Genomic DNA, 23345 nt, shown 5'->3' on the forward strand with positions numbered 1-23345 from the left:
CTATAACTGAGAAAAAAATTATCTCATCCAGATATCTAAAAATTGACAAGCTAGTAATCTCAGATAAAATTCTATAAAACACACTTAAAGAGCAGAGTAAAACTAAGATCAATCTTAAGGCTGGCATAAATGATTTACTTAACATAATATCAATAGATTTTCTTCGATATATAAATTACACTGGAAAGATTCCAAAATGCCAAACTAATTGCTGTTGCAACTGCTACACCATTGATTCCATATGTTGGCGCCAAAAGAAAGTTTAATACAATATTGATTAAAAATGCAATTGTTAAAATATTACGGAATACAACCTGTCTACCTGTCATCTGTAAAATAGATCCAACAGGGCCGCAAATTGCATTAAATAATTGACCAAGACACAAAATTATTAAAGCCGTAGAAGCTTTAAAAAATTCATCTCCAAAAATAGAAAGGATTAAATCTTTAAAGATAATAATTCCAGTTACGACTAGAATTGAAATTATTGAATTCAAAATCGTGGAAAATTTCACCAGTTTTTTAAATAAGCTCATATCATCAGCATGGTAGGCATTAGATAATTTTGGCGCCAAAATAGAATCTAAAGCTTGAAAAGTGAAACTTGTTACTACCGAAATTTTTAGCACAACTCCATAAATTCCTACATCAGAGCTATCTTTGAAGATTCCAAGAACTATAGTGTCTGACCAGCCTAAAAAAATGATCATTGATGTTGAAACCAACATTGGTAATGATTGTTTTACAAACTTCCTAGTTGTATAGGTTGATTTACGAACAAAAGGATAATTATATTTAAAAATATACCTTAATGATATAAGAAAAAGAACAAAAATTGCTAAAGTATGTGCGATAATAGTAACAAGTGGGTTCTTGTAAAAAATTATTATACCGAAGAAGAAAATTAAAGTGAAAATAAAACGTCCTCCATTAAATAGAAATGCGTACAATGAATTTTTCTTAAGACCTCTAAATACAGAAGCATTTAATAAAATAAACGTAAAAAATATTACACAAGGAGACACCCATTTTAAAAATATATTTAATTCTGGATCATTAAAAACATGTGTGCTTATCTGTCCAGAAAAGAGAAAGATACATCCCGAAACTAAAAAGGTTAAAAGTAAAACATATGGAAGTACTTTGTAATATATACCTTTTGAATCATGAAAATTACCTGGTATAGAATAAATCTTAACAAAATGAATATCTAGACCTAATCTACAAATAAGAGCCCCTATCATCATAAATGAGAAGCTTAAATTTAATCTTCCTTGTGTTTCTGCACCAAATAATTTCACTGTGTAGAAAATAAACAAATACCCTGCAATAAAGCCTGCTATTCTTATTAACAATGCTATACCACCTTTATTTAATAATTCAGTAAAATCTTTATCTATTTTAATCACTTACAAAGCCAATTTTATATTGTAGTCTTATTTACCATTCAATACACCACAAAAATCTAATATTACTTTATTTTTAAGTTCTAGATTCTTAAACTCGTTGTGTGCCACAAGAAAAACAACTATATCGGCTTTATCTGCAGCCGTTCGATAATTAGTCAGTTTAAAAATCTTATGTGACTTTATATTAGGCTCAACGATAAAATATTCTTCGTTGTTGGCATTTTGTAAGACTTTTTGAGCAATGTATTTAGCTGGTGACTCTCTCAGGTCATCTATATTGGGCTTAAACGCCAAGCCCATAATGGCAATGCTTGGCTTTCGTCCGTGTTTTAGTTCGAATTCTAGCTTTGCGGTTTGGACTTTCTCTGCACACCAAAATGATTTATAATTATTAATCTCTCTGGCAGCTCCTATAATTTTAGATTCCATAGGATAATCCGCTACAATAAAATAAGGATCCACTGCTATACAATGGCCACCTACTCCACAGCCGGGCTGTAAGATGTTTACTCTAGGGTGTTTATTGGCCAGCTTGATGAGTTCCCATACATTGATATTGGCTTTGTCACAAATCAGAGATAGTTCATTCGCAAAGGCAATTTGTACATCGCGAGAGGAATTTTCTACCAACTTGCACATTTCAGCCGTTCGTGCATTGGTTCTGTGTAAATCACCTTTAATAAATTCTTTATAAAATTCTATGGCTTTCTCTGTAGATTTTTCATCAACCCCTCCAATTACCCTATCGTTATGAACTAACTCATGCATTACATTCCCGGGTAAAACACGTTCGGGGCAATAGGCGGCATTAAGCTTGCCTTTAAGTTCAGGCCGCTCCTGATAGATGAAATCTACCATCTTTTCAGTGGTCCCGATAGGTGAGGTCGATTCAATGATATATAGATCGCCTTCTTTCAATAAAGGGATTATAGATTTTGTTGCTGCCTCTACAAAGGATATATCAGGTTCGTTTTTGGCTTTAAAAGGTGTCGGTACAACTATCAGATAGGTATTGGCCTGTACAGGTTTAGTATCTGCTTGAAGAAAGCCTTCTGAAACGGCATCAGAAACAGCCTTCTCGAGGTCTGGCTCTACGATATGAACTTTGCCTTTGTTTATGGTTTCTACTACATCAGCGTTAATGTCAACACCATGGACATAGGTTTTATTTTGAGCGATAAGAGCTGCTGTGGGAAGACCGATATAACCTAGCCCTATCATGACAACTTTTGGTTCTGATATCATTGAGGAAGTTTTTTTATAAAGTTTACAATTTTATCGCAAGCTAAGCCATCCCCATAGGGATTATGTAGTAAGCTCATTTTATTATAGAAAAGATCGTCGCTTAATAACTTATTAGTTTCAGAAACTATTTTTTCTTTGTCAGTTCCAACCAACAAAACTGTCCCAGCATCGACAGCTTCTGGACGTTCTGTAGTGTCACGCATAACCAAAACAGGTTTGCCAAGGCTAGGCGCTTCTTCCTGCACTCCTCCACTATCCGTAATAATAATATGAGACTGGCTCATAAGCCAAATAAAAGCAGGATAGGATAAAGGATTTATTAACGAGATATTCGGCACATCGCCTAAAATGTCAAAAACTGGTTTTTTCACATTCGGATTGAGATGAACGGGATAGATAATTTGCACATCCTCATTTGTTCCCACTATTTCTTTTAAAGCACTACAGATATCTATAAACCCTTGACCATGATTTTCTCGTCTATGTCCTGTGACTAGAATTAACTTTTTATTGGACTCTAAAAGAGGTTTCAAAGATTCTATTTCCTCGTCGGTATATTCTGAAGAATTAACTCTTGCATTACTATACTTCAGCGCATCGATGACCGTATTTCCAGTGACTAGAACAGTGTCATCATCTATATTTTCCCTTAATAAATTTTCTTTCGAAGTCTGGGTAGGTGAAAAATGGTAATCTGCTATACGGCCTGTCACAGATCTGTTGATTTCTTCAGGAAAAGGGGAGCGCTTATTGAAGGTTCTTAAGCCTGCTTCTACATGACACACTTTTGCCCCGGAATAGAAAGCAGCAATACTCGCTGCCATGGTTGTAGTCGTATCTCCATGCACGTAAACATAGTCTGGCTTAAACTCTTCTAAAACAGGCTTTAATGAAGTCAGTATATCTGCAGTTAGCGTATATAAATTTTGATTGGCTTTCATTAAATCCAAATCAAAATCTGGTTTGATTTTGAAAAAATCGAGTACTTGATCCAGCATTTCTCTGTGCTGAGCGGTAATACAAACCTTAGTTTCAAAAGAATTCTGTTTACCTTCAAAAGCTTTCACCAATGGTGCCATCTTAATAGCTTCAGGACGAGTACCGAAAATTATGAGATTTCTAACTTTAATCATATAATTATATTTAAAGATTATTTTTTGATTTGTCAGCCAAACCAAATAAAGTACATAAAAAAAATTATTTAACTTTCCTTAATAACCTTTAATATATTTATTTTCAAAAATCTAAAAAAGAAAAACAAAGTATATATGAACAAAAGAGATGCTGGAATAATTAAATTAGAACGATTATCCTCTTCACTTAATACTCCAAAATTAGAGTCAACAATTTTCAACACTTGATCATTAGTAGATAGGTTATTCTTTAATCTAAGATCATTATCTAAAAGCTCTTGCTTTTGGCTTAATAATTCTCTGAGATTTTGGCTTCCTGTAAAATTGATTGCATTATCATTTGTTTTAGGAAAAACACCAATGTCTTTTTGATCTTTAATAATACTATCAATCTGAGATCTTATAGATTTATTTTGCTTCAATTGCTCTTCATAGCTGTTTAAGGCTAATTGTTTTAAATCATTATAATAAGGATTATTAGTCAAGTAATTGTATAATTCTAATGATAGCACTTTATTAAGTGAAACTCCATTCACAAGTAATGATATTTTATGAGTTGGATATTCACCCCTATTAATTGCATTTCCTATAAAGGAAATGTCATCATATTCATCCAATAAAAGTTCAAATATTTCTTTATTCTCTTGTGACCTATTAACTAGAGAATAAATATCTACAACTGGATCAACCCTTACTTCTTCAATCCTTTCGTATTCATCACCAAAAATACTGCTTAAAAAAACAGTGTCTTTATCCTTTATCTTTTGATTGATAGCTTCTGCTTTGCTGTACAAATACTCAGTACTTCCAAAATTGGTTTTAACTAAAAATTCATTTTTATAAATTTTATCTACCTGCGTTGAAAACATCAACTGAATTCCTATGCCTATAATTAAAACTATCAAAAGTCTAAACTTATGATTCCAAAAAAATTGAAAGATTTGGACAAGCCCAATTAAAATGGATTTGAAAATTGATTTTATTTTATCAAAAACTACACTTAAATCAATTTCGTCGTTTTGGGAGGATTGGTCACTCATAACAGTTGATCATAAATTTGTGTGCAAATATATTTAAAAAGAGGAACTAGGAAAGTTAAAACTAAATTTTAATACGCCCTGTCGTTTTTACCTTCGTAAAAGTTCATAAACGCCTTATTAACTACCTTATTGCCTCCTTGTGTTGGGTAGTCTCCTGTAAAGTACCAGTCACCCAGATTTTTGGGGCAGGCTTCATGGAGTTTATCTACAGTTTGATAAATAACTTTTACTTCTGAAGAGATGCTCTCATCGCTTAGAAGCTGAGCAATGCGATCGGAGACTTCTTCGTAAGTAAAAGGCTCATACATCGCCTTGACGTGGTTTTGTTCCGCCTGATGAGCAAATTCAGATTGGTCTTTACATTTATCATAGATCGCATCTACCGTTTCCTTATAAATACCACGCTCCTTTAGAAGGGAAACTGTTGCTTGAAAGGCCACAAAATCTTCCAGTTTTGCCATATCTATCCCGTAGCAATCCGGATAACGGATCTGTGGCGCTGAAGACACAATGATGATTTTTTTGGGATTTAGACGATCCAGCATTTTTAAAATACTCTTCTTTAGGGTCGTGCCACGAACAATGCTATCATCGATCACGACCAAATTATCAGTAGTTTTTACAACACCGTAAGTCACATCGTAAACGTGAGCCACCAAATCATCCCTACTGCTATCTTCCGCGATAAAGGTTCGCAACTTTACATCTTTGACTGCGATTTTCTCTGTTCGCAATCTCAGACTGAGAATATCTGAAAGCCGCTCATCGGTTAAGCCTTCTTTTTCTTTTAGTATCGCCTGATTTTTCTGTCGGTTTAATTCGTCCTGTGCGGCTTCTACCATCCCGTAAAATGAAGTTTCAGCCGTGTTCGGAATGAAGGAGAATACAGAATTCATGGTGTCATAATCGATAGTTTTCAGCACATCCGGCATCAGTAAGCGACCGAGGTTTTTACGCTCTTTATAAATTTCAGCATCGCTGCCTCTGGAAAAATAAATACGTTCGAAAGAACAGGCTTTACGTTCTCTTGGTTTAAGTATGGTTTTGAAATGAACAGAACCGTCTTTCTTGGTAATGATCGCTTCACCAGGCATCAGCTCATGGACATCTTCGTAAGCGACGTTGAAGGCCGTCTGTATCACAGGACGTTCAGAAGCCACTACCACGACCTCATCATCTTTATAATAATAAGCAGGCCTTATACCATTGGGATCTCTTAGTACAAAAGAATCTCCATGACCGAGCATTCCTGCAATAACGTACCCGCCATCCCAGTCTTTAGAAGATTTTCTTAGTATTTTGTGTACTTTCAGCTGTTCAACTATATGAGGAGAAGCTTCTTTTTTATTGTAACCCTCGCTTTTTAGTTTCTTATAAAGCTTACCAACTTCAGAATCCAGGAAGTGGCCAATTTTTTCCATCACTGTCACCGTATCAGCTTTCTCCTTGGGATGCTGACCTAGCTCTACCAGATTTTGGAATAACTCATTGACGTTGGTCATATTGAAGTTACCAGCCACAATTAAGTTTCGGTGCATCCAGTTGTTTTGTCTTAGAAAGGGATGTACACTTTCTATGCTGTTTTTACCAAAGGTTCCGTAACGCACGTGACCCAAAAACACCTCACCTAAATAGGGAAGCTTAATTTTTTCATTGTCAATATCTTCTAAAATCTCGGGGTGCTCCTTAAGCTCACGATTAATTCTTTCATTCACCTGAGCAAAAATATCCTGAATGGGCTGCGCTTCGTTGGAACGGATTCTACTGATGTATCGATTTCCAGGCTTCACATCTAGCTTTACACTAGCCAAACCAGCACCATCCTGCCCTCGATTGTGCTGCTTCTCCATCATCAAATACATTTTGTTAATGCCATAAAAGGCACTACCATACTTCTCCTTATAATAAGAAAGGGGTTTTAGAAGTCTTAAAGTGGCGATGCCACATTCGTGTTTGATCAATTCACTCATTGGTGTATCCTATAAAAATGCCCTGAAATTTCAGGGTAGTAAGTGTTAAGCTAAATTTATTTCAAATTGAGTTAGAGCTTGAAAACTTTCTAAGCGCTGGTCGACTTCGTCTTTATCCAATTCAAGCATTTTTTCAGTCCCAAATTTTTCAACACAGAACGATGCCAGATTGGATCCGTAAATCACAGCATTTTTCATATTTTCAAAAGAAGTGTCTTTAGTATTCGCTAGGTAACCTACAAATCCACCTGCAAAGGTATCTCCAGCTCCGGTTGGATCAAATACTTCTTCAAGCGGAAGCGCTGGTGCAAAAAACATTTCTTCGTTGTGGAACAACAAAGCGCCGTGTTCTCCTTTCTTTATGACCACATAGTCTGGCCCCATATCTCTTATTTTTCTGGCTGCCTTAACTAGCGAATATTCACCAGAAAGCTGTCTCGCTTCTTCATCGTTAATCGTAATGACATCCACTTTAGCAATCACCTGCTTTAGTAAATCCAATTCTGAATCCATCCAGAAATTCATGGTATCCAATACAATTAATTTTGGATTTTCAACCTGGTCAATCACACTTAACTGAACAGCGGGATGCAAGTTTCCGAGCATCACGATATCAGAATTGATATAGTCTTTTGGTACAACAGGACTAAATTCTGCTAGCACGTTCAATTGCGTGTCCAGAGTGTCTCTGGAATTCATATCGTTATGGTAACGGCCACTCCAGAAAAAAGTCTTGCCACCTTTTACTATTTCTAAGCCTTCTAAATTCACATTTCTATCGGTAAGCAAATCCAAATACTCCTGAGGAAAATCATCTCCAACAACTGAAACTATTCCAGATTCCACGTCAAATTGAGAAGCACTTAAAGCGATGTAAGTCCCTGCGCCACCAAGAATTTTATCTGTTTTTCCGAAGGGCGTTTCAATAGCATCAAAAGCCACAGTTCCTACAATCAATAATTTGCTCATATCTATCGAAATTTTTTGCAAATATAGGCTTTCTATAAGAATTTAATCGGCTGAAGGTTTTATTTCAAAGCCTATAAAAATCAATAAGTAAAAACCATATAAAGACTTAGCGGAATTTGATTTTATACTTCTTGAAAAGAAACTTTTTAATTGAAGACTTTTGTTTTTTTATCCACAAAACCATTTGTAAATACCAGAAGAAGATGTCCTGCTTTTAAGGGCTTCAAATTTGGAGCTTAACAAATGGTCCTTTTAATTTAAAGTAGATTAAAAAATTATTAATGTACATTAATTTAAAAAGTAATGTACATTATTTAAGAAGACAGAGAGGTTGAAATTTAAAACCAAGCTTTAGATTTAATAGTTTGCACATGTTGAAGTTCATGTCAGAGGTTCTGGTTACTTTAAATAGTTTATAAAGCAGTTAAAACGATATCTGTCTAGTCTTTTGTTTTCAAAACCGATTAATGGAACACCCTTAAGTATATTAGACTAGATTTTACTATTAAAGCAGGTCACATAGACTTAGGATTTCAACCTGTTTAGAGCCTGAGATAGCTCACAGAAAAGTTTACTTTCTCCCAAAATCAGCAGGAATTTCTCCCCAGCTTTTGGTTTCCCATTTCAGAATAGGGTTTTTAAAGGTGTTTTTTGAAAGCCAGATTTCAGCTCTTTTGATCAATTCAAATAGTTTTTCATTTTTTGAATTCTTATTAAGCTTGGTCTTGCATTTTTTCTGTCGGATCCAGGACATGGCAATTTTGGAGTCAGTATAAATGGGTAATTCACTTTTCTTGTCTTTCAAGAAAGCTAAGCCATGAACTAAGGCCAAAAACTCTCCTATATTATTAGTGCCATTTGGAAAAGGGCCCATATGAAATAAGACCCGTTTCGTTTTGGTGACCACCCCTCTGTATTCCATTTTGCCCGGATTACCACTCGATGCAGCATCTACAGCAATAGATTTCCATTCGATGCCTTCTGTAGAAAAAGATGTGGAAGTTAGTTTTTTTTGTTTTTGATAGCCAAAAAAACCCATTGCGTAAGCATCTTTGGCCACTTCCTGGCTTGAGAAAGATTTGTATTTGGCATTAGGATAGTTCTGGATTTTCAGTTTACACTCATTCCAAGAGGAATAGATTCCTGGTTCATAACCTTCCCATACGACATAATACTTAGAGGATTTGGCCATAAATTAAGTCAACAGCTTTTCAATCACTTTGGGATAGTGCTCATATTCTAGGCTATGAATTTTTTCTTCCAGAGAGTTAAGGTCTTCATCATTATCCAGTTCTAGTTTGATCTGGGCAATAATTTCGCCTTCGTCATACTCTTCATTGACATAATGTATAGTGATTCCACTTTCTTTATCTCTATTCTTTAATGTCTTTCTGAAAACCCGCTCTCCATACATGCCTTCACCACCATATTTAGGGAGTAAAGAAGGATGAATATTTATTATTTGTTTTGGAAAGGCAGCTAAAAAAGACTCAGGAACTTTCAACAGGAAGCCTGCAAATGCTATAATACTGGGATTAATATCTTTTATAACATTTATAAGAGATGGGGAATCGTATAAGTCCTCTTTTTCAAAATGAACACACTTAATACCAAGGTCGTGTGCCCTTCGTAAAACTTTAGATTTTTTATTATTAGAGAATATATGAGAGACCTCAATATTTTTATTATTTCTGAAATAATGATATATATTTACAGCGTTTGTCCCATTACCTGAGGCAAAAACAACAATCTTTTTTTTTGAATTTAAATTTGAATCTTCCATTTTACTTAATGTTGAATTTGAAATATAAGCAATTTCAAAACTAATTTATAAAATATTATTATGTAAATTTAAACACATTTTCAGCTTAAAAACTTGTTTTAAACTAAAGTTTTATATTTTTGCGCACTGAATTTAAACATAAAAAAATACAATCATGTCAGACATTGCATCAAGAGTAAAAGCCATTATCGTTGATAAGTTAGGCGTTGACGAAAACGAAGTTGTTACAGAAGCAAGCTTTACAAACGATTTGGGAGCAGATTCTTTGGATACAGTTGAGCTTATCATGGAATTCGAAAAAGAATTTGATATTCAAATACCTGATGACCAAGCAGAGAACATTTCTACAGTTGGTCAAGCTGTCTCTTACATAGAAGAAGCTAAAAAATAAACAGTCTTATTTCATGGAATTAAAGCGAGTTGTAGTTACTGGATTAGGTGCACTTACACCTATCGGAAATAATATATCAGAATACTGGGATAGCCTAATACACGGTAAAAGTGGAGCAGCGCCTATCACCTATTTTGATACTAGCCTGTTCAAAACCAAATTCGCTTGTGAAATAAAAAATTTTAATGCCAACGATTACTTCGACAGAAAAGAAGTGAGACGGCTCGACAGGTTTGCACAATATGCTTTGGTAGCTTCAGATGAGGCCATCCTGGATTCAGGTGTAGATCTTAATGTCGTCGATAAATATCGTGTCGGTGTCATATGGGGTGCCGGAATTGGTGGACTTGAGACTTTCCAAAATGAAGTTATTGACTTTGCTAAAGGAGATGGAACACCACGTTTCAACCCTTTCTTCATTCCAAAAATGATTGCAGACATTGCTCCTGGAAACATTTCCATCAAACATGGATTTATGGGCCCTAATTATGCAACGGTTTCTGCATGTGCCTCCTCAGCCAATGCTATGATAGACGCTCTCAACTACATAAGGTTGGGATACAGCGATATCATGGTTACCGGAGGAAGTGAAGCAGCAGTAACACAAGCTGGTATGGGTGGATTTAATTCCATGCATGCGCTTTCCACAAGAAATGATGACCCGGAAAAAGCATCCAGACCTTTCGATGCGAATAGAGATGGTTTCGTTCTTGGTGAAGGTGGAGGCGCTCTGATTCTTGAAGAATATGAGCATGCCAAAGCAAGAGGAGCAAAGATTTATGCTGAAGTCATTGGAGGAGGGATGTCCTCTGATGCGTATCACATGACAGCTCCACATCCTGAAGGGATTGGTGTCATCGCTGTGATGAAAAATTGTCTGGAAAATTCTGGACTCAAACCTGAAGATGTAGATACTATAAATACACATGGTACTTCTACTCCTCTTGGCGATGTGGCAGAATTGAAAGCGATTAAACAAGTTTTTGGTGAACATGCTAAAAACATCAATATTAATTCTACAAAATCCATGACTGGTCATTTACTTGGCGCTGCAGGAGCAGTAGAAGCTATCGCTTCTATTCTTGCCATGCAGAATAGCTTGGTTCCACCAACAATCAATCATGAGACTGCAGATGAGAATATTGATTCAGAACTTAACCTGACATTGAACAAACCTCAAAAAAGAGAAATCAAAGTTGCCATGAGCAACACGTTTGGTTTCGGAGGGCACAATGCCTGTGTAGCGTTCAAAAAGATGGAGGAGTAGTTTATTTATTTTGAATGAAATTTTTAAAACATATACTAAACGAATCCCGTTCTCGCAGAGACGGGATTTTTTTTCAAAAAATCCAGAAGATTGTAAAAGTTAAGCCCAGTAACTTATCGATTTACAAGCAGGCTTTTACACATACATCTTTGAAGGCTAAAGATGCAGAAGGACAAATAATAAGCTATGAACGTTTAGAATTTCTCGGAGATTCAATCCTTGGTGCAGTGATTTCTACCTACCTTTTTGAAAACGCTCCTCATGGCGATGAAGGCTATCTTACCAAAATGCGTTCAAAAATTGTAAGCCGTAAACATCTTAACCTGTTAGGTGAAAGTTTTAATCTTACAGACTTGATCCTTTCGGAAATCTCAGCTGAAAGGCTAGGTAAAAACATCAATGGTAACCTATTTGAAGCACTTATAGGAGCTATTTATGTAGACAAAGGCTTCAAAGCCTGCGAGAACTTCATTTATAAAAAAGTAATTCAGGAAGATGTAGATCTAGCTAAACTAGAAAAACGCATCGTCAGCTATAAAAGCCTGATGATAGAATGGTGCCAGAAAAATAAATTTCCGTTTGAATTTGTGATCGAAGATGATTTCGGAAAAGATGAAGAGAAGCATTTTGCTGTAAAATTATTCATCAACAATGAAATTTCCGGAAAAGCAAGGGAAACTTCAAAAAAACGTGCTGAAGAAAAAGCTTCACAAAGAGCATATTTTACATTTCAAAACCACATTAATATCTAAAATACTTTCCACGAAAACGTTTTCTTGATGTCAAGTCCAGCATTAAGCAAGCTAAGAGTTGATGCATCTTGTTTTGTTTCATATATTTACAATTGGTTCTGTCGTAAATGAAGGCAATTTTTGTAAATTTTGATCATGAAAAAAAAGAAATTCAGTTTATCTGATTTTGAAATTTGTGATTTTAAACTTATTGGCATTCATTCCCAACAAGAACCTCACAAATTGGCTTACCTTATAAATACCATTCTAAAGACAAATTTTAAAAGAATGGAATATGATCTGGATCTCAAAATAAACGGACAGGTCGTAGGTTTTCCTGTTTTCGATTATTATAATGAAGATTGGGACACCAAATCTCATTTAATCTGTAATAAAGTAAGCATTGAGCAAGAATTTAAAGCAGCTGAAAATTTATTTGGTACTGACGATTTTATAAAAACTGAATTCTTATTAAAAGACTACAAACAAGTAGATTACCTTTTAAAAATAGAAGATGAGCTTGATATTTTCAACCCTCAACTCATCATAGATAAACTGATAAAACTGCACCAAATATCTATGATATATACCATAGATAACAGTGCACAAAAACACCCTGAACACTTAATTTTAGACTAATGAAAGCAACAAAAAAAACAAAAATAGTTTCCACACTAGGCCCTTCAACTAGCAAAAAAGAAGTCCTGAAAGACATGCTAGATGCCGGAGTAAATATTTTTAGAATCAACTTTTCACACGCTGACCACGAAGGTGTGAAAGAACGTGTGAAAATGATTCGTGACCTTAATGAAGAGTATGGCTATAACGCTGGTATTCTTGGAGATTTACAAGGTCCTAAACTTCGTGTTGGAGTCATGAAAGATGAAGTGATCGTAGAACCGGGAGATGAAATTGTTTTTGCTACAGGAGAAGAGTTTGAAGGGACAAAAACACGTGTGTTCATGAACTACGATACTTTTCCACAAGATGTAAAAGCTGGTGAACGCATATTACTTGACGATGGTAAACTGATTTTCGAAGTTATCAACACTGATCGTAAAAGTGAAGTCAAAACTAAAGTGGTACAAGGAGGACCTCTAAAGTCCAGGAAAGGAGTTAATCTTCCTAATACCAATATCTCATTACCTGCATTGACAGAGAAAGATGTAGAGGATGCAATTTTTGCCTGTGAACTTCAAGTGGACTGGATTGCTTTATCTTTTGTAAGATTTGCAAGTGATCTAAAGCAACTTCAGAAAATAATTAAAAAGCATAGCGAGCATAAAATTCCTATTATATCTAAAATTGAAAAGCCTGAAGGAGTCAAGAATATAGATAAAATTATAGCTTACTGCGATGGAATAATGGTAGCCCGTGGTGACTTGGGTGTTGAGGTTCCTGCACACGAAGTTCCATTAATTCAAAAACAACTGGTCCTAAAAGCAAAGCAGGCAAGAATTCCTGTCATTATAGCTACACAAATGATGGAAACTATGATTGATAGCCTAACGCCAACAAGAGCGGAGGTAAATGATGTTGCTAACTCTGTGATGGATGGTGCCGATGCTGTGATGCTATCTGGAGAAACTTCAGTGGGAAAATATCCAGTACAAGTTATCCAGAAAATGGCTCAGATCCTGAAAAGTGTTGAAAATTCACCACTTATACGGGTTCCACGTGAAGCTCCACAAATTCAGACTAAACGGTATATTACAAAATCTGTTTGTTACCACGCTGCTTTTATGGCGAATGAAATTGACGCTAGTGCAATTTGTACCTTAACAAATAGTGGGTACACTGCATTTCAAATTTCAGCATGGAGACCAGATTCTCATATTTTAGCCTTCACCTCCAACAAAAGAATTTTAACTCAATTGAGTCTATTATGGGGAGTTCGTGCGTTTTATTACGATAAATTTGAAAGTACAGATGTCACCATCGATGATATCAACTCTATTGCGAAAGCTATGAAATATGTTGAAAAAGGTGACTTTACCATCAACCTGGCTGCAATGCCAATTGAAGATAAGGGTATGGTGAACACTTTAAGAGTTTCAGAAATCAATTAATTTTTAAAGCCATAGGATACAGCCCTGAAAATGTAAATTGCTTTTAAACAAGTTACTTTTCAGGGCTTTTTATGCCTAAAAAATTGAAGTCTTCTCTAACTTATGGGGCTATACACTATATCCTTCTGAAGGAACTTTTTAAGCAACTGAGGAATCTTACACCTAATGTATCAAAAAAAAACTCTTGTTACTGCATTTCCCTAGAGATGATAAACAACTTGAAGAATCTCAAAATTTTAGATTTATCAACTCTTACCCGCCAATACGATGACAAATTCCCCTTTTGGTTTTTTCTCTTCAAAATGGGCTATGACTTCTGTCAACGAACCACGAATGGTTTCTTCATAGAGTTTTGAAATCTCCCTGGAAATTGAAACTTGTCGATCAGCTCCAAAATGTTCGATCAATTGTTGAAGCGTTTTTGGTATTTTATAAGGAGATTCATAAAAAATAATCGTTCTATCTTCTTCAGCAAGGGCTTTTAAACGTTTTTGTCTGCCCTTTTTGGCTGGCAAAAAACCTTCAAACACAAACTTATCATTCGGTAATCCACTATTGACCAGAGCAGGAACGAAAGCTGTTGCTCCAGGCAGACATTCAATCTTGATGTCCTGAGCAACACAAGCTCTAACAAGTAAAAATCCAGGATCAGAAATACCTGGAGTGCCCGCATCGGTTATAATTGCCATTTCCCGACCGTTTTTAATTTGCTTCACGACAGAATCTGTCATCCCGTGTTCATTATGCATGTGGTAGCTTTGCATAGGCGTTTCAATGCCGTAATGTTTGAGCAAAATACCACTGACGCGAGTATCTTCAGCAAGGATAACATCAACAGATTTTAGGACCTCAACAGCTCTATAAGTCATGTCTGCAAGGTTGCCAATGGGTGTTGGCACCAAAATTAATTTTGACATGCTTACTCGAATTTGCGTTCTACAATCTCCATAAACCTGGCTTCCGTTGCTTCTTTACCTGCCCAGTGATTATAATCGGGTTTCACTTGGTTTTGAATAAAAGATTCAACTTCAGAAAAAGAAGACATGGTATTGAGTTGAGAAAGTACGCGGTTGTAATCGTCTGTACTCCCTCCAAATAAATGATTTGTAAATGCAATTCTATCGTTAAGTCCTATTTTTATGCCTTTCTTCAATTTGTCATTTAGAGACCGCTTTTCGGAATGGCTAGAATTTAGGTTGGATGTAATTTCTTCAGGTTCCGGCGGCGTAGATTTTGGTTCTTCTTTAGGGACTTCTGGATCTTTCTTCGGGTATTCCTGTTTTGAAGGATCGGAAGTCGTTTGCTCTTCAGGTTTTGGTTCAAAATCGGGCAAATCGTCAAAATGAACCCCGTAATTATTGAAGTCGTCTTCGGTGGGATAAAGTTTATTTGAAGTTGGTTTATCCTCTTCAGCCTCAGAATCCGGTGACTGTTGATCTTCTTCTGAACTTGTCTTATCTCTTTTTGACTGGTTTGTTTCAGAACTAAATTTCGAACTTCCAGTAAGTTTTTGGAATTCTGCTAAAAGCAAATCTACTTGCTCAGATTCTGCAGGCATTTGTGAAACAATGTCCTTGATTTTTTCAGTATTGGGTTCTGATATAGGATCAGGATTGTAATCCATCCCATCGGGTGACTTGTAATGACCACTTTCCTCATCAATATCGCTAAATTGCTGTTCAAAAGCTTCTTTAAATTCAGTTTTAGAAACTTCAGATTTCAAACCACCAAAATGCAATTCAGCAAACGCCAAAATGCTCAACTTTTCATAAAGAATACCTGTTTCTTTTTTCAATTGATGGATGTCTGCTCTATTCTTTAATTTTAGAATTCGCTCTGCCAGACTTATCAGCTCATCCTCTAAAACTCTCTTCATAACATTTGTGATTTTCTTTTTTAAAGGCCCTATATTTTTTGCTAATTTTAGCCTTGATTATTTGTAGTGAAAACTATTTATTAACGCCCTAAATTACAAAATGTTTCTCGAAAACACTGTTAATCATAAAGAGCAATTTGGCTGGATCGAAGTGATCTGCGGAAGTATGTTTTCTGGAAAAACGGAAGAATTGATCCGAAGGCTTAAGCGCGCAAAATTTGCTAAACAAAAAGTTGAAATCTTTAAACCTCAAATAGATAGAAGATATCACGACGAAGAAGTGGTTTCTCATGACGAAAACTCCATTCGGTCCACACCAGTTCCTGCAGCTGCCAACATCAGGCTGCTTGCAGACAGTTGCGATGTGGTAGGCATTGATGAAGCTCAATTTTTTGATGATGAAATCATATCGGTTTGCAACGACCTGGCCAATAGAGGTGTGAGGGTAATTGTTGCTGGATTGGATATGGATTTTAAAGGAAATCCCTTTGGACCCATGCCCAATTTGATGGCTACCGCAGAATATGTGACTAAAGTCCACGCCGTTTGTACTCGAACCGGGAATCTGGCGCAATACAGTTTCAGAAAATCTACCAAAGAGGACCTGGTTTTATTGGGTGAAACTGATGAGTACGAACCCTTGAGCAGAGCTGCTTACTTCAAGGCTATGCTTAAGGAAAAAATAAAGCATATCGACGTTGAAGATCCTGAAGAATTGACCCAACAAAAAAAAGCTGAATAATGTCCAAAGTTCTAGAAACCCGCCTGGAAATTGACCTCAAGGCTTTGGAGTACAATTTCAATTTTCTGAAAAGTAATCTGAGTCCAAAGACCAAAATGATGGGAGTCGTAAAGGCTTTCGCTTATGGAACGGATTCTATAATTATTGGAAAACAGTTGGTAAAACTGGGTGCAGAACATTTGGCTGTCGCCTACATTGAAGAAGGTGTTCGATTGAGAGAAGCTGGAGTTCAGGTGCCTATTTTGGTGTTTTATCCTCAACTCGAGGAAATTCATAATTTAATTGATTATCAACTGACTCCAAGTGTTTATACACATCGCTTTTTGGAAGGACTTTGTAAAGAATTACCTCATCATGAAGTAAATGAGATCGGAATTCATTTAAAAATTAACACGGGATTGAATCGGTTAGGATTTGAATTAACTGAATTGGATTCAATCTTGAACCATTTAGAGGTGGAGCCTAAAATTAAAGTTGCAGGAGTTTTTTCGCACCTGGCAGCCTCAGGAAATACAAATGAAATTGAATTTACCAAAGCTCAGATTAATAAATTTACAGAAGCCAAAACTTTTTTTGAAACTCATTTAGAATATAATTTCCTTTGTCACATCTGTAATTCCAGTGGGATTCTGAATTTTCCAGAAGCTGAATTTGACATGGTTCGTGCTGGCATTGCTTTATACGGCTATGGCAATAACCCAACTGAACACAAACTATTAAAAGCTGTAGCCAGTTTAAAAACGGTGATCGCTCAATTAAGAACTATTGAAAAAGGGGAAAGCGTAGGTTATGAAAGAAAGTTTAAAGCAGAACACACCACCAAAATCGCTACACTACCTCTGGGCTATGCCGATGGAATTTCCAGAATTTTTGGAAATGGCAAAGCCCGTGTTCTGGTCAATGGAAAAAAAGCACCAATTATAGGCAACGTGTGTATGGATACCTTGATGGTAGACGTGACAGGCATAGACTGTAAAGAAGGCGATGAAGTAGAAGTTTTTGGCAAAAACAACACAGTGATTGATTTTGATATAGAACAACAAACCATCCCCTACGAAGTGATTACCAGAATTTCTCAACGGGTGACGAGGGTGTTGGTTTAAAATTTCAAATCTGGTATTTCAAGATCAATTATTCACACACTAACCTGGGAGTCCGCGTCGATTAGGTTATTTCAGTTTCAGAAATTATAGATTATGAAGTTAGTCATTTCATTCTGCTAAATTTTCTCTTACTTCAAGCATATCGATTAACTTTGTAGTGAGATCAATTTATGGAAACTACAGAACTAGATATACAAGTAAAAACCCTCCCAGAACAACCTGGGGTTTATCAATATTATGATAAAGACGACAGGATTTTATATGTAGGCAAGGCCAAGAATTTAAAGAAAAGGGTTTCTTCGTACTTCAACAGAGAGCACGATAGTCATCGTATTGGCGTGATGGTGAAGAAGATCAAAAACATCAAACACATCGTTGTGGATTCTGAGATGGATGCCCTGTTGCTGGAAAATAACCTCATCAAAAAACTGCAGCCGCGATTCAACATTATGTTGAGGGACGACAAGACGTATCCCTGGTTGTGCATCAAGAACGAACGATTCCCCCGGGTTTTTCTTACCCGACAAGTCATCAAAGACGGAAGCGAATATTATGGACCTTATCCAAGTATACGAACTGTAAAAACACTTATGGGTTTGATCAAAGGTCTTTATCAACTCAGAACCTGTAATTACGATTTATCAAAAACTAAAATTGAGCAAGGTAAATATAAAGTTTGCCTGGAATACCACCTTGGCAATTGCAAAGGTCCTTGCGAAGACCTTCAGGACGAAGAAGAATACCTTCAACAAATTCAAGCGATACGGAATATCGTCAAAGGAAACTTAAAAGATTCGCTTAAAGACTTTAGAGACCAAATGAGCAATTTGGCTGAGGAGATGAGGTTTGAGGAAGCAGAAAAAGTAAAGCGTAAAATCACTACTCTAGAAAAGTACCAGTCTAAATCTACTGTAGTCAATCCAAAGATTAGCAATGTAGATGTCTTTTCGGTTGTGAGTGATGAAGGTTATGGCTATGTCAATTTTATGCAACTTTCTCACGGAGCGATTATTCGTTCGCATACCATTGAAATGAAGAAAAAACTGGATGAAAGCGATTTGGAATTATTAGAACTTGGCATCACGGAAATAAGACAACGCTTCGAGTCCAAATCTCCAGAAATCTATGTTCCCTTTGAAGTAGAAGCAGGAGAAAACGTAAGAGTTACAGTTCCAAAACTAGGAGATAAAAAGGCGATTGTAGACCTTTCTACACGAAATGCCAAGTACTTCCGCATGGAACGCTTCAAGCAAATGAAAATTGTAGACCCCGACCGGCATACCAATCGCCTCATGGCTCAAATGAAGGAGGACTTGCGACTCAACGAAGAACCTAGACATATCGAGTGTTTTGACAATTCAAACATCCAAGGTTCCAATCCAGTTGCGGCTTGTGTGGTTTTCAAAAACGGCAAACCTAGTAAGAAAGACTATAGAAAATTCAATATCAAAACCGTCGAAGGGCCCGATGATTTTGCCTCCATGGAAGAAGTCGTTTATAGACGGTATAGGCGTTTGCTGGAAGAAGATGAACCCCTACCGCAACTCGTCATTGTAGATGGTGGCAAAGGGCAATTGTCCTCTGGCGTTACAGCTTTGGAACGCCTTGGCTTAAGAGGTAAGGTACCAATTATTGGCATTGCCAAACGACTCGAAGAGTTGTTTTATCCTGGCGATCAGTATCCATTGTATTTGGATAAAAAAACAGAAACTTTGAAGATCATTCAACAGTTGAGGAACGAAGCTCACAGGTTTGGCATTACATTTCACAGAAATAAAAGGAGTAAAAGTGCAATTGGTACAGAACTGGAAGAAATTGCAGGAATTGGAGAAAAAACATCCATAGAATTGCTTCAACATTTCAGATCTATAACAAAAGTGAAAAAAGCGAGTTTAAAAGAACTAGAAGATGTTATTGGAATCTCTAAGGCTAATCTTGTTTATAAATTTTACCACAACGATCAAAATGAAACTTAACATTTTACTACTGCTTTTTCCTGTATTCATTTGGAGTCAGAATTTGGATCTAAACAGACTTGACAGTCTCAAAAAGTCTGGAAAAGATATCAAAGTAGGCTTGGTATTAAGTGGGGGTGGGGCTAAAGGTCTAGCTCATATAGGGGTTTTAAAGGTTATTGAAGAAGCTGGAATAAAAATAGATTATATTGGCGGGACAAGTATGGGAGCTATTGTTGGCGGACTTTACGCATCAGGATACACAACGCATCAGCTGGACTCAATTTTTAAGGAGACAGAATTTAGCGCTTTGATTCAAGATAACTTACCTCGTAAATCTAAAAGTTTTAATGAAAGAAATGACTCGGAACGTTATGTCCTCAAACTTCCTTTTGACGATTTCAAAATTAATTTTCCATCAGGATTATCCAGAGGGCAAAATATTTACAACCTCTATGCTCAGCTCTTATCTCATGTGAAACAAGACGATTTTTCTCAGCTTCCTATTCCTTTTTTATGCGTAGCTACCAATGTAGAAACTGGAGAACAAGTCGTTATGGAACAGGGTGATCTCGCAACTTCACTTTCTGCCAGTGGCGCTATCCCAACATTGTTTAGTCCTGTTTATATCGATGGCGCTATGCTAACAGACGGTGGTGTACTCAACAATTTCCCTGTAGAAGAAATTCGAGCTAAAGGAATGGATATCATTATAGGAGTAGATGTCCAGGATGACTTAAGAAAAAGAGAGAATTTGAAAAGTGGATTTGAAATTTTGGCTCAAGTAAATAATTTCAGAACAATTAGAGCCGCTGAAGAAAAAAGCCTAAAAACTGACATCTATATCAAGCCAGATATCAAAAAATTTACAGTGCTATCTTTTGATGAGGGAGAAAAAATAATTGAGAATGGAGAAATCGCAGCAACAGAAAAATTTGAGTCTCTCAAGAATGTCGCTGATGCTCAAAACAGAAAAACATACCGCCCCTCTGTAAACGTAAAGGACAGTATTTCTATTGGCAATATTGATATCGTAGGAAATGAAACTTTTCCAAGAAATTATATCCGGGGTAAACTAAAAATTGAATCTTTTGAAGAAACTAGTTTCAAGGAATTAAATGCGGGGCTCAACAATTTATCCGCTACAGGAAGCTTCGAAAAAATCAATTACTCACTCACCGATAATGATGGCTACAAAGACTTAACCTTACAAATTTACGAGAGTGATCAAAATACCCAATTAAAGTTCGGTGTTCATTATGATCAGCTATACAAAACAAGTTTTTTGGCAAATCTAACGCAGAAGAGCTTGTTTTTCACCAACGATGTTGCTTCCCTAGATTTGATTATTGGAGATAACCTTAGGTATAATTTTAACTACTATATAGATAAGGGCCGCTACTGGAGTATTGGAGTTTCCTCAAGATTCAATCAATTTGAAGATGATGTCAATTTTGAGTTTATACAACAAAATATAGGCTCTCAAAATCCTTTGAATTTGAATCAAGTGAGGTTAAAAAATGATGACTTTACCAATCAGATTTTTGCTGAAACCTTCCTGACCAAGGATTTTAAATTCGGATTAGGTGCGGAATATAAATTTTTGGAGGCCACCACTGAAACATTCATTGAAGACCCTGTAATGAACGAAACTGAAACTATTATTGAAAAAAATAACCTGTTCAGCACCTATGGATATGTAAAAGTAGATACTATGGATGATAAGTTTTATCCTCGCTCCGGCCATTTCTTTTCTGGACAGTTAAACATCTATTTCCCGCTTTTTGACGATTATTCTGAATTTGCCATTGCAAAAGGAGAAGCTGCTTACGCCCATCCTATTTCCAATAGGCTTTCTGCTTTTATCAGCTCAGAATTGGGATTTAGAACAGGAAATGAAGATCTGGCTGGGCTTAATTTTTTCTTAGGCGGATTTGGAAATCAAACCATCAATAATTTCTCCCATTTCTTGGGTTACGATTTTTTCACGCTTTCAGCCAACTCTTATATTAAAGGTGTATTGCAACTCGATTATAATTTTTATAAAAAAAATCACCTTATTTTTACCGCCAATTATGCCAACGTTGAAGACGATTTACTCTCCAATGGAAACTGGCTCAGCACACCAGACTTTTCTGGTTACGGAGTTGGAATTGGCTCTCAAACCATACTTGGCCCGGTAGATTTAAAATACTCATACTCTCCAGAAACCAACGATAGCATTTGGTTTATAAGTATTGGTTACTGGTTTTGATGTGAGGTTGAAAATTTAAACTCCTATAACAATTGTTTAGATATTTATTCTAAATATTTCAGTTTACATCAATTTTCACGATATTTGATTAAATCGTAAAAATTATGCCTTTCTACCACAAACTTGGTAAGATTCCACATAAAAGACACACCATCTTTAAAAAACCCGATGGTTGTCTTTATCGTGAGCAGCTGTTCGGAACCATTGGTTTTGACGGCATGTCAACCAATAGTTATCACGAACATCATCCCACCCAAGTCAAAGAAATTCTTGGACATAAAGATGTTACCCCAAAAATTGCGGTAAATACCAATTTAAAATCCTACAAATTTCACGGATTTAAAACCATACCTCAACCCGATTATTTAAACAGTAGGACCACCGTTTTACATAACTCCGATGTAAGCATTATTCTGGCTGCACCCATGGAATCGTCCAAAGATTACTTTTATAAAAATGCGGATGCTGATGAATTGCTTTTCATCCACAGAGGGAAAGGGAAATTGAGAACACATCTGGGTAATCTGGATTTTGAATACGGAGACTATTTGCTCATTCCAAGAGGGGTTATCTATAAAATCGATTTTGAAACTGAAGATAATCGCTTGTTTATTGTAGAATCCAGAAGACCTATCTACACGCCAAAGCGCTACCGAAATCACTTCGGACAATTGCTGGAGCATGCGCCTTACTGTGAACGAGATTTGAGACAACCTTATGAACTGGAAACCAATGATGAAAAGGGTGAATTCTTGATCAAAGTGAAAAAAGAGAATCAGTTGTTTGATATGGTGTATGCCACACACCCCTTTGATGTGGTGGGTTATGACGGCTATAATTATCCTTATGCGTTTTCGATTCATGATTTTGAACCGATTACTGGTAGAATTCACCAGCCACCTCCTGTACATCAGACTTTTGAGACTGATGCTTTTGTGGTGTGTTCGTTCTGTCCGAGATTATTTGATTATCATCCGGAAAGCATCCCTGCGCCTTATAACCACAGTAATATCGATAGCGATGAAGTCTTATATTATGTCGACGGTGATTTTATGAGCAGAAATGATATTGAAGCAGGACATATTTCTCTGCATCCGGCAGGAATTCCTCACGGACCTCATCCTGGTGCAGTAGAGCGTAGTATTGGTCAAACGAAAACGGAAGAACTAGCAGTAATGGTGGACACCTTCAAACCTTTAAAGATAACAGAAGAAGGTATGGCCATTGCTGATGACAGCTATCATAAATCCTGGCTAGAGGACAACCACTAGCGAGTAAGCCCGCGTTAGGGATTGTCGTGGAAAGCTTTCTTTATCTAGTGAAGGAAGTCTTGCAGGACTTGGCGACTGGAAGAAGCCAAAGGACAGCAGTAGACTTGTAAAACTAGAGGAAGAAACTTGTAACAAAA

The 23345-nt window shown here is 36.4% G+C and carries 20 protein-coding genes; 10 read left to right on the forward strand and 10 right to left on the reverse strand.

Translation table 11 applies throughout. The annotated features are described in order from the left end of the window. Positions 1-149 precede the first annotated feature (149 nt). From LB452_RS03295 to purN, 8 genes are all read right to left on the reverse strand, one after another. Entirely contained in the window at positions 150-1409 is a 1260-nt protein-coding gene (locus LB452_RS03295) for a flippase (protein WP_224460296.1), read from the reverse strand. Between the two features lie 27 nt (positions 1410-1436). Further along, positions 1437-2654, reverse strand: a complete 1218-nt coding sequence (gene wecC, locus LB452_RS03300) for a UDP-N-acetyl-D-mannosamine dehydrogenase (RefSeq protein ID WP_224460297.1) — start codon at positions 2652-2654, stop codon at positions 1437-1439. Beyond that, the gene (gene wecB, locus LB452_RS03305; protein ID WP_224460298.1) at positions 2651-3787 is read right to left on the reverse strand and encodes a non-hydrolyzing UDP-N-acetylglucosamine 2-epimerase; all 1137 of its coding nucleotides are present in this window, start codon (positions 3785-3787) and stop codon (positions 2651-2653) included. The genes wecC and wecB overlap by 4 nt, the downstream gene beginning before the upstream one ends. 68 nt (positions 3788-3855) lie before the next feature. Continuing rightward, entirely contained in the window at positions 3856-4827 is a 972-nt protein-coding gene (locus LB452_RS03310; RefSeq protein ID WP_224460299.1) for a hypothetical protein, read from the reverse strand. A 68-nt stretch (positions 4828-4895) separates the two neighbouring features. Beyond that, positions 4896-6797 (reverse strand): amidophosphoribosyltransferase, encoded by a 1902-nt coding sequence (locus LB452_RS03315; RefSeq protein WP_224460300.1) that lies wholly within the window; start codon positions 6795-6797, stop codon positions 4896-4898. A 45-nt stretch (positions 6798-6842) separates the two neighbouring features. Beyond that, complete coding sequence (locus tag LB452_RS03320; protein WP_224460301.1) at positions 6843-7766, reverse strand: PfkB family carbohydrate kinase; 924 nt, start codon at positions 7764-7766, stop codon at positions 6843-6845. Positions 7767-8337: 571 nt separating this feature from the next. After that, on the reverse strand, positions 8338-8958 hold the full coding sequence (locus LB452_RS03325) for a ribonuclease H1 domain-containing protein (protein WP_224460302.1): 621 nt from the start codon (positions 8956-8958) through the stop codon (positions 8338-8340). 3 nt (positions 8959-8961) lie between these two features. Continuing rightward, positions 8962-9549 carry a phosphoribosylglycinamide formyltransferase gene (gene purN / locus LB452_RS03330; protein WP_224460303.1) on the reverse strand — a complete coding sequence of 196 codons (588 nt, stop codon included), beginning with the start codon at positions 9547-9549 and terminating at the stop codon, positions 8962-8964. Positions 9550-9703: 154 nt separating this feature from the next. On the opposite strand from purN, the gene LB452_RS03335 reads away from it, so the two are divergent. The 5 genes from LB452_RS03335 (at position 9704) to pyk (ending at position 14007) form a co-directional block, all read left to right on the forward strand. Then, on the forward strand, positions 9704-9940 hold the full coding sequence (locus LB452_RS03335; RefSeq protein WP_093364943.1) for an acyl carrier protein: 237 nt from the start codon (positions 9704-9706) through the stop codon (positions 9938-9940). A 13-nt stretch (positions 9941-9953) separates the two neighbouring features. Further along, positions 9954-11207 carry a beta-ketoacyl-ACP synthase II gene (gene fabF, locus LB452_RS03340; RefSeq protein WP_224460304.1) on the forward strand — a complete coding sequence of 418 codons (1254 nt, stop codon included), beginning with the start codon at positions 9954-9956 and terminating at the stop codon, positions 11205-11207. 14 nt (positions 11208-11221) lie between these two features. Then, positions 11222-11959: a ribonuclease III gene (rnc, locus tag LB452_RS03345; RefSeq protein WP_224460305.1), complete on the forward strand. Its 738-nt coding sequence runs from the start codon at positions 11222-11224 to the stop codon at positions 11957-11959. 135 nt (positions 11960-12094) lie between these two features. After that, positions 12095-12577, forward strand: coding sequence for an IPExxxVDY family protein (locus LB452_RS03350; RefSeq protein ID WP_224460306.1), 483 nt, complete (start codon positions 12095-12097; stop codon positions 12575-12577). Beyond that, on the forward strand, positions 12577-14007 hold the full coding sequence (gene pyk / locus LB452_RS03355; protein ID WP_224460307.1) for a pyruvate kinase: 1431 nt from the start codon (positions 12577-12579) through the stop codon (positions 14005-14007). Before LB452_RS03350 ends, pyk begins: the two co-directional genes overlap by 1 nt. 245 nt (positions 14008-14252) lie before the next feature. Here pyk and rsmI read toward each other — a convergent pair whose 3' ends face one another. Then, on the reverse strand, positions 14253-14924 hold the full coding sequence (rsmI, locus tag LB452_RS03360) for a 16S rRNA (cytidine(1402)-2'-O)-methyltransferase (protein WP_224460308.1): 672 nt from the start codon (positions 14922-14924) through the stop codon (positions 14253-14255). Positions 14925-14926: 2 nt separating this feature from the next. Beyond that, positions 14927-15883 carry a hypothetical protein gene (locus LB452_RS03365; RefSeq protein ID WP_224460309.1) on the reverse strand — a complete coding sequence of 319 codons (957 nt, stop codon included), beginning with the start codon at positions 15881-15883 and terminating at the stop codon, positions 14927-14929. 100 nt (positions 15884-15983) lie between these two features. Between LB452_RS03365 and LB452_RS03370 the strand changes: the two genes are divergently transcribed. From LB452_RS03370 to LB452_RS03390, 5 genes are all read left to right on the forward strand, one after another. Then, on the forward strand, positions 15984-16625 hold the full coding sequence (locus LB452_RS03370; RefSeq protein ID WP_224460310.1) for a thymidine kinase: 642 nt from the start codon (positions 15984-15986) through the stop codon (positions 16623-16625). Then, positions 16625-17728: an alanine racemase gene (gene alr / locus LB452_RS03375; RefSeq protein WP_224460311.1), complete on the forward strand. Its 1104-nt coding sequence runs from the start codon at positions 16625-16627 to the stop codon at positions 17726-17728. The genes LB452_RS03370 and alr overlap by 1 nt, the downstream gene beginning before the upstream one ends. 170 nt (positions 17729-17898) lie before the next feature. Beyond that, positions 17899-19704 carry an excinuclease ABC subunit UvrC gene (gene uvrC / locus LB452_RS03380; protein ID WP_224460312.1) on the forward strand — a complete coding sequence of 602 codons (1806 nt, stop codon included), beginning with the start codon at positions 17899-17901 and terminating at the stop codon, positions 19702-19704. Continuing rightward, a complete protein-coding gene (locus LB452_RS03385) occupies positions 19694-21937 on the forward strand; it encodes a patatin-like phospholipase family protein (RefSeq protein ID WP_224460313.1) in 2244 nt (747 codons plus the stop codon). The genes uvrC and LB452_RS03385 overlap by 11 nt, the downstream gene beginning before the upstream one ends. A 104-nt stretch (positions 21938-22041) precedes the next feature. After that, a complete protein-coding gene (locus tag LB452_RS03390) occupies positions 22042-23208 on the forward strand; it encodes a homogentisate 1,2-dioxygenase (RefSeq protein ID WP_224460314.1) in 1167 nt (388 codons plus the stop codon). The last annotated feature ends 137 nt before the right edge of the window (positions 23209-23345 follow it).

Source organism: Psychroflexus longus (genome assembly GCF_020164595.1).
Lineage (GTDB): Bacteria > Bacteroidota > Bacteroidia > Flavobacteriales > Flavobacteriaceae > Psychroflexus > Psychroflexus longus.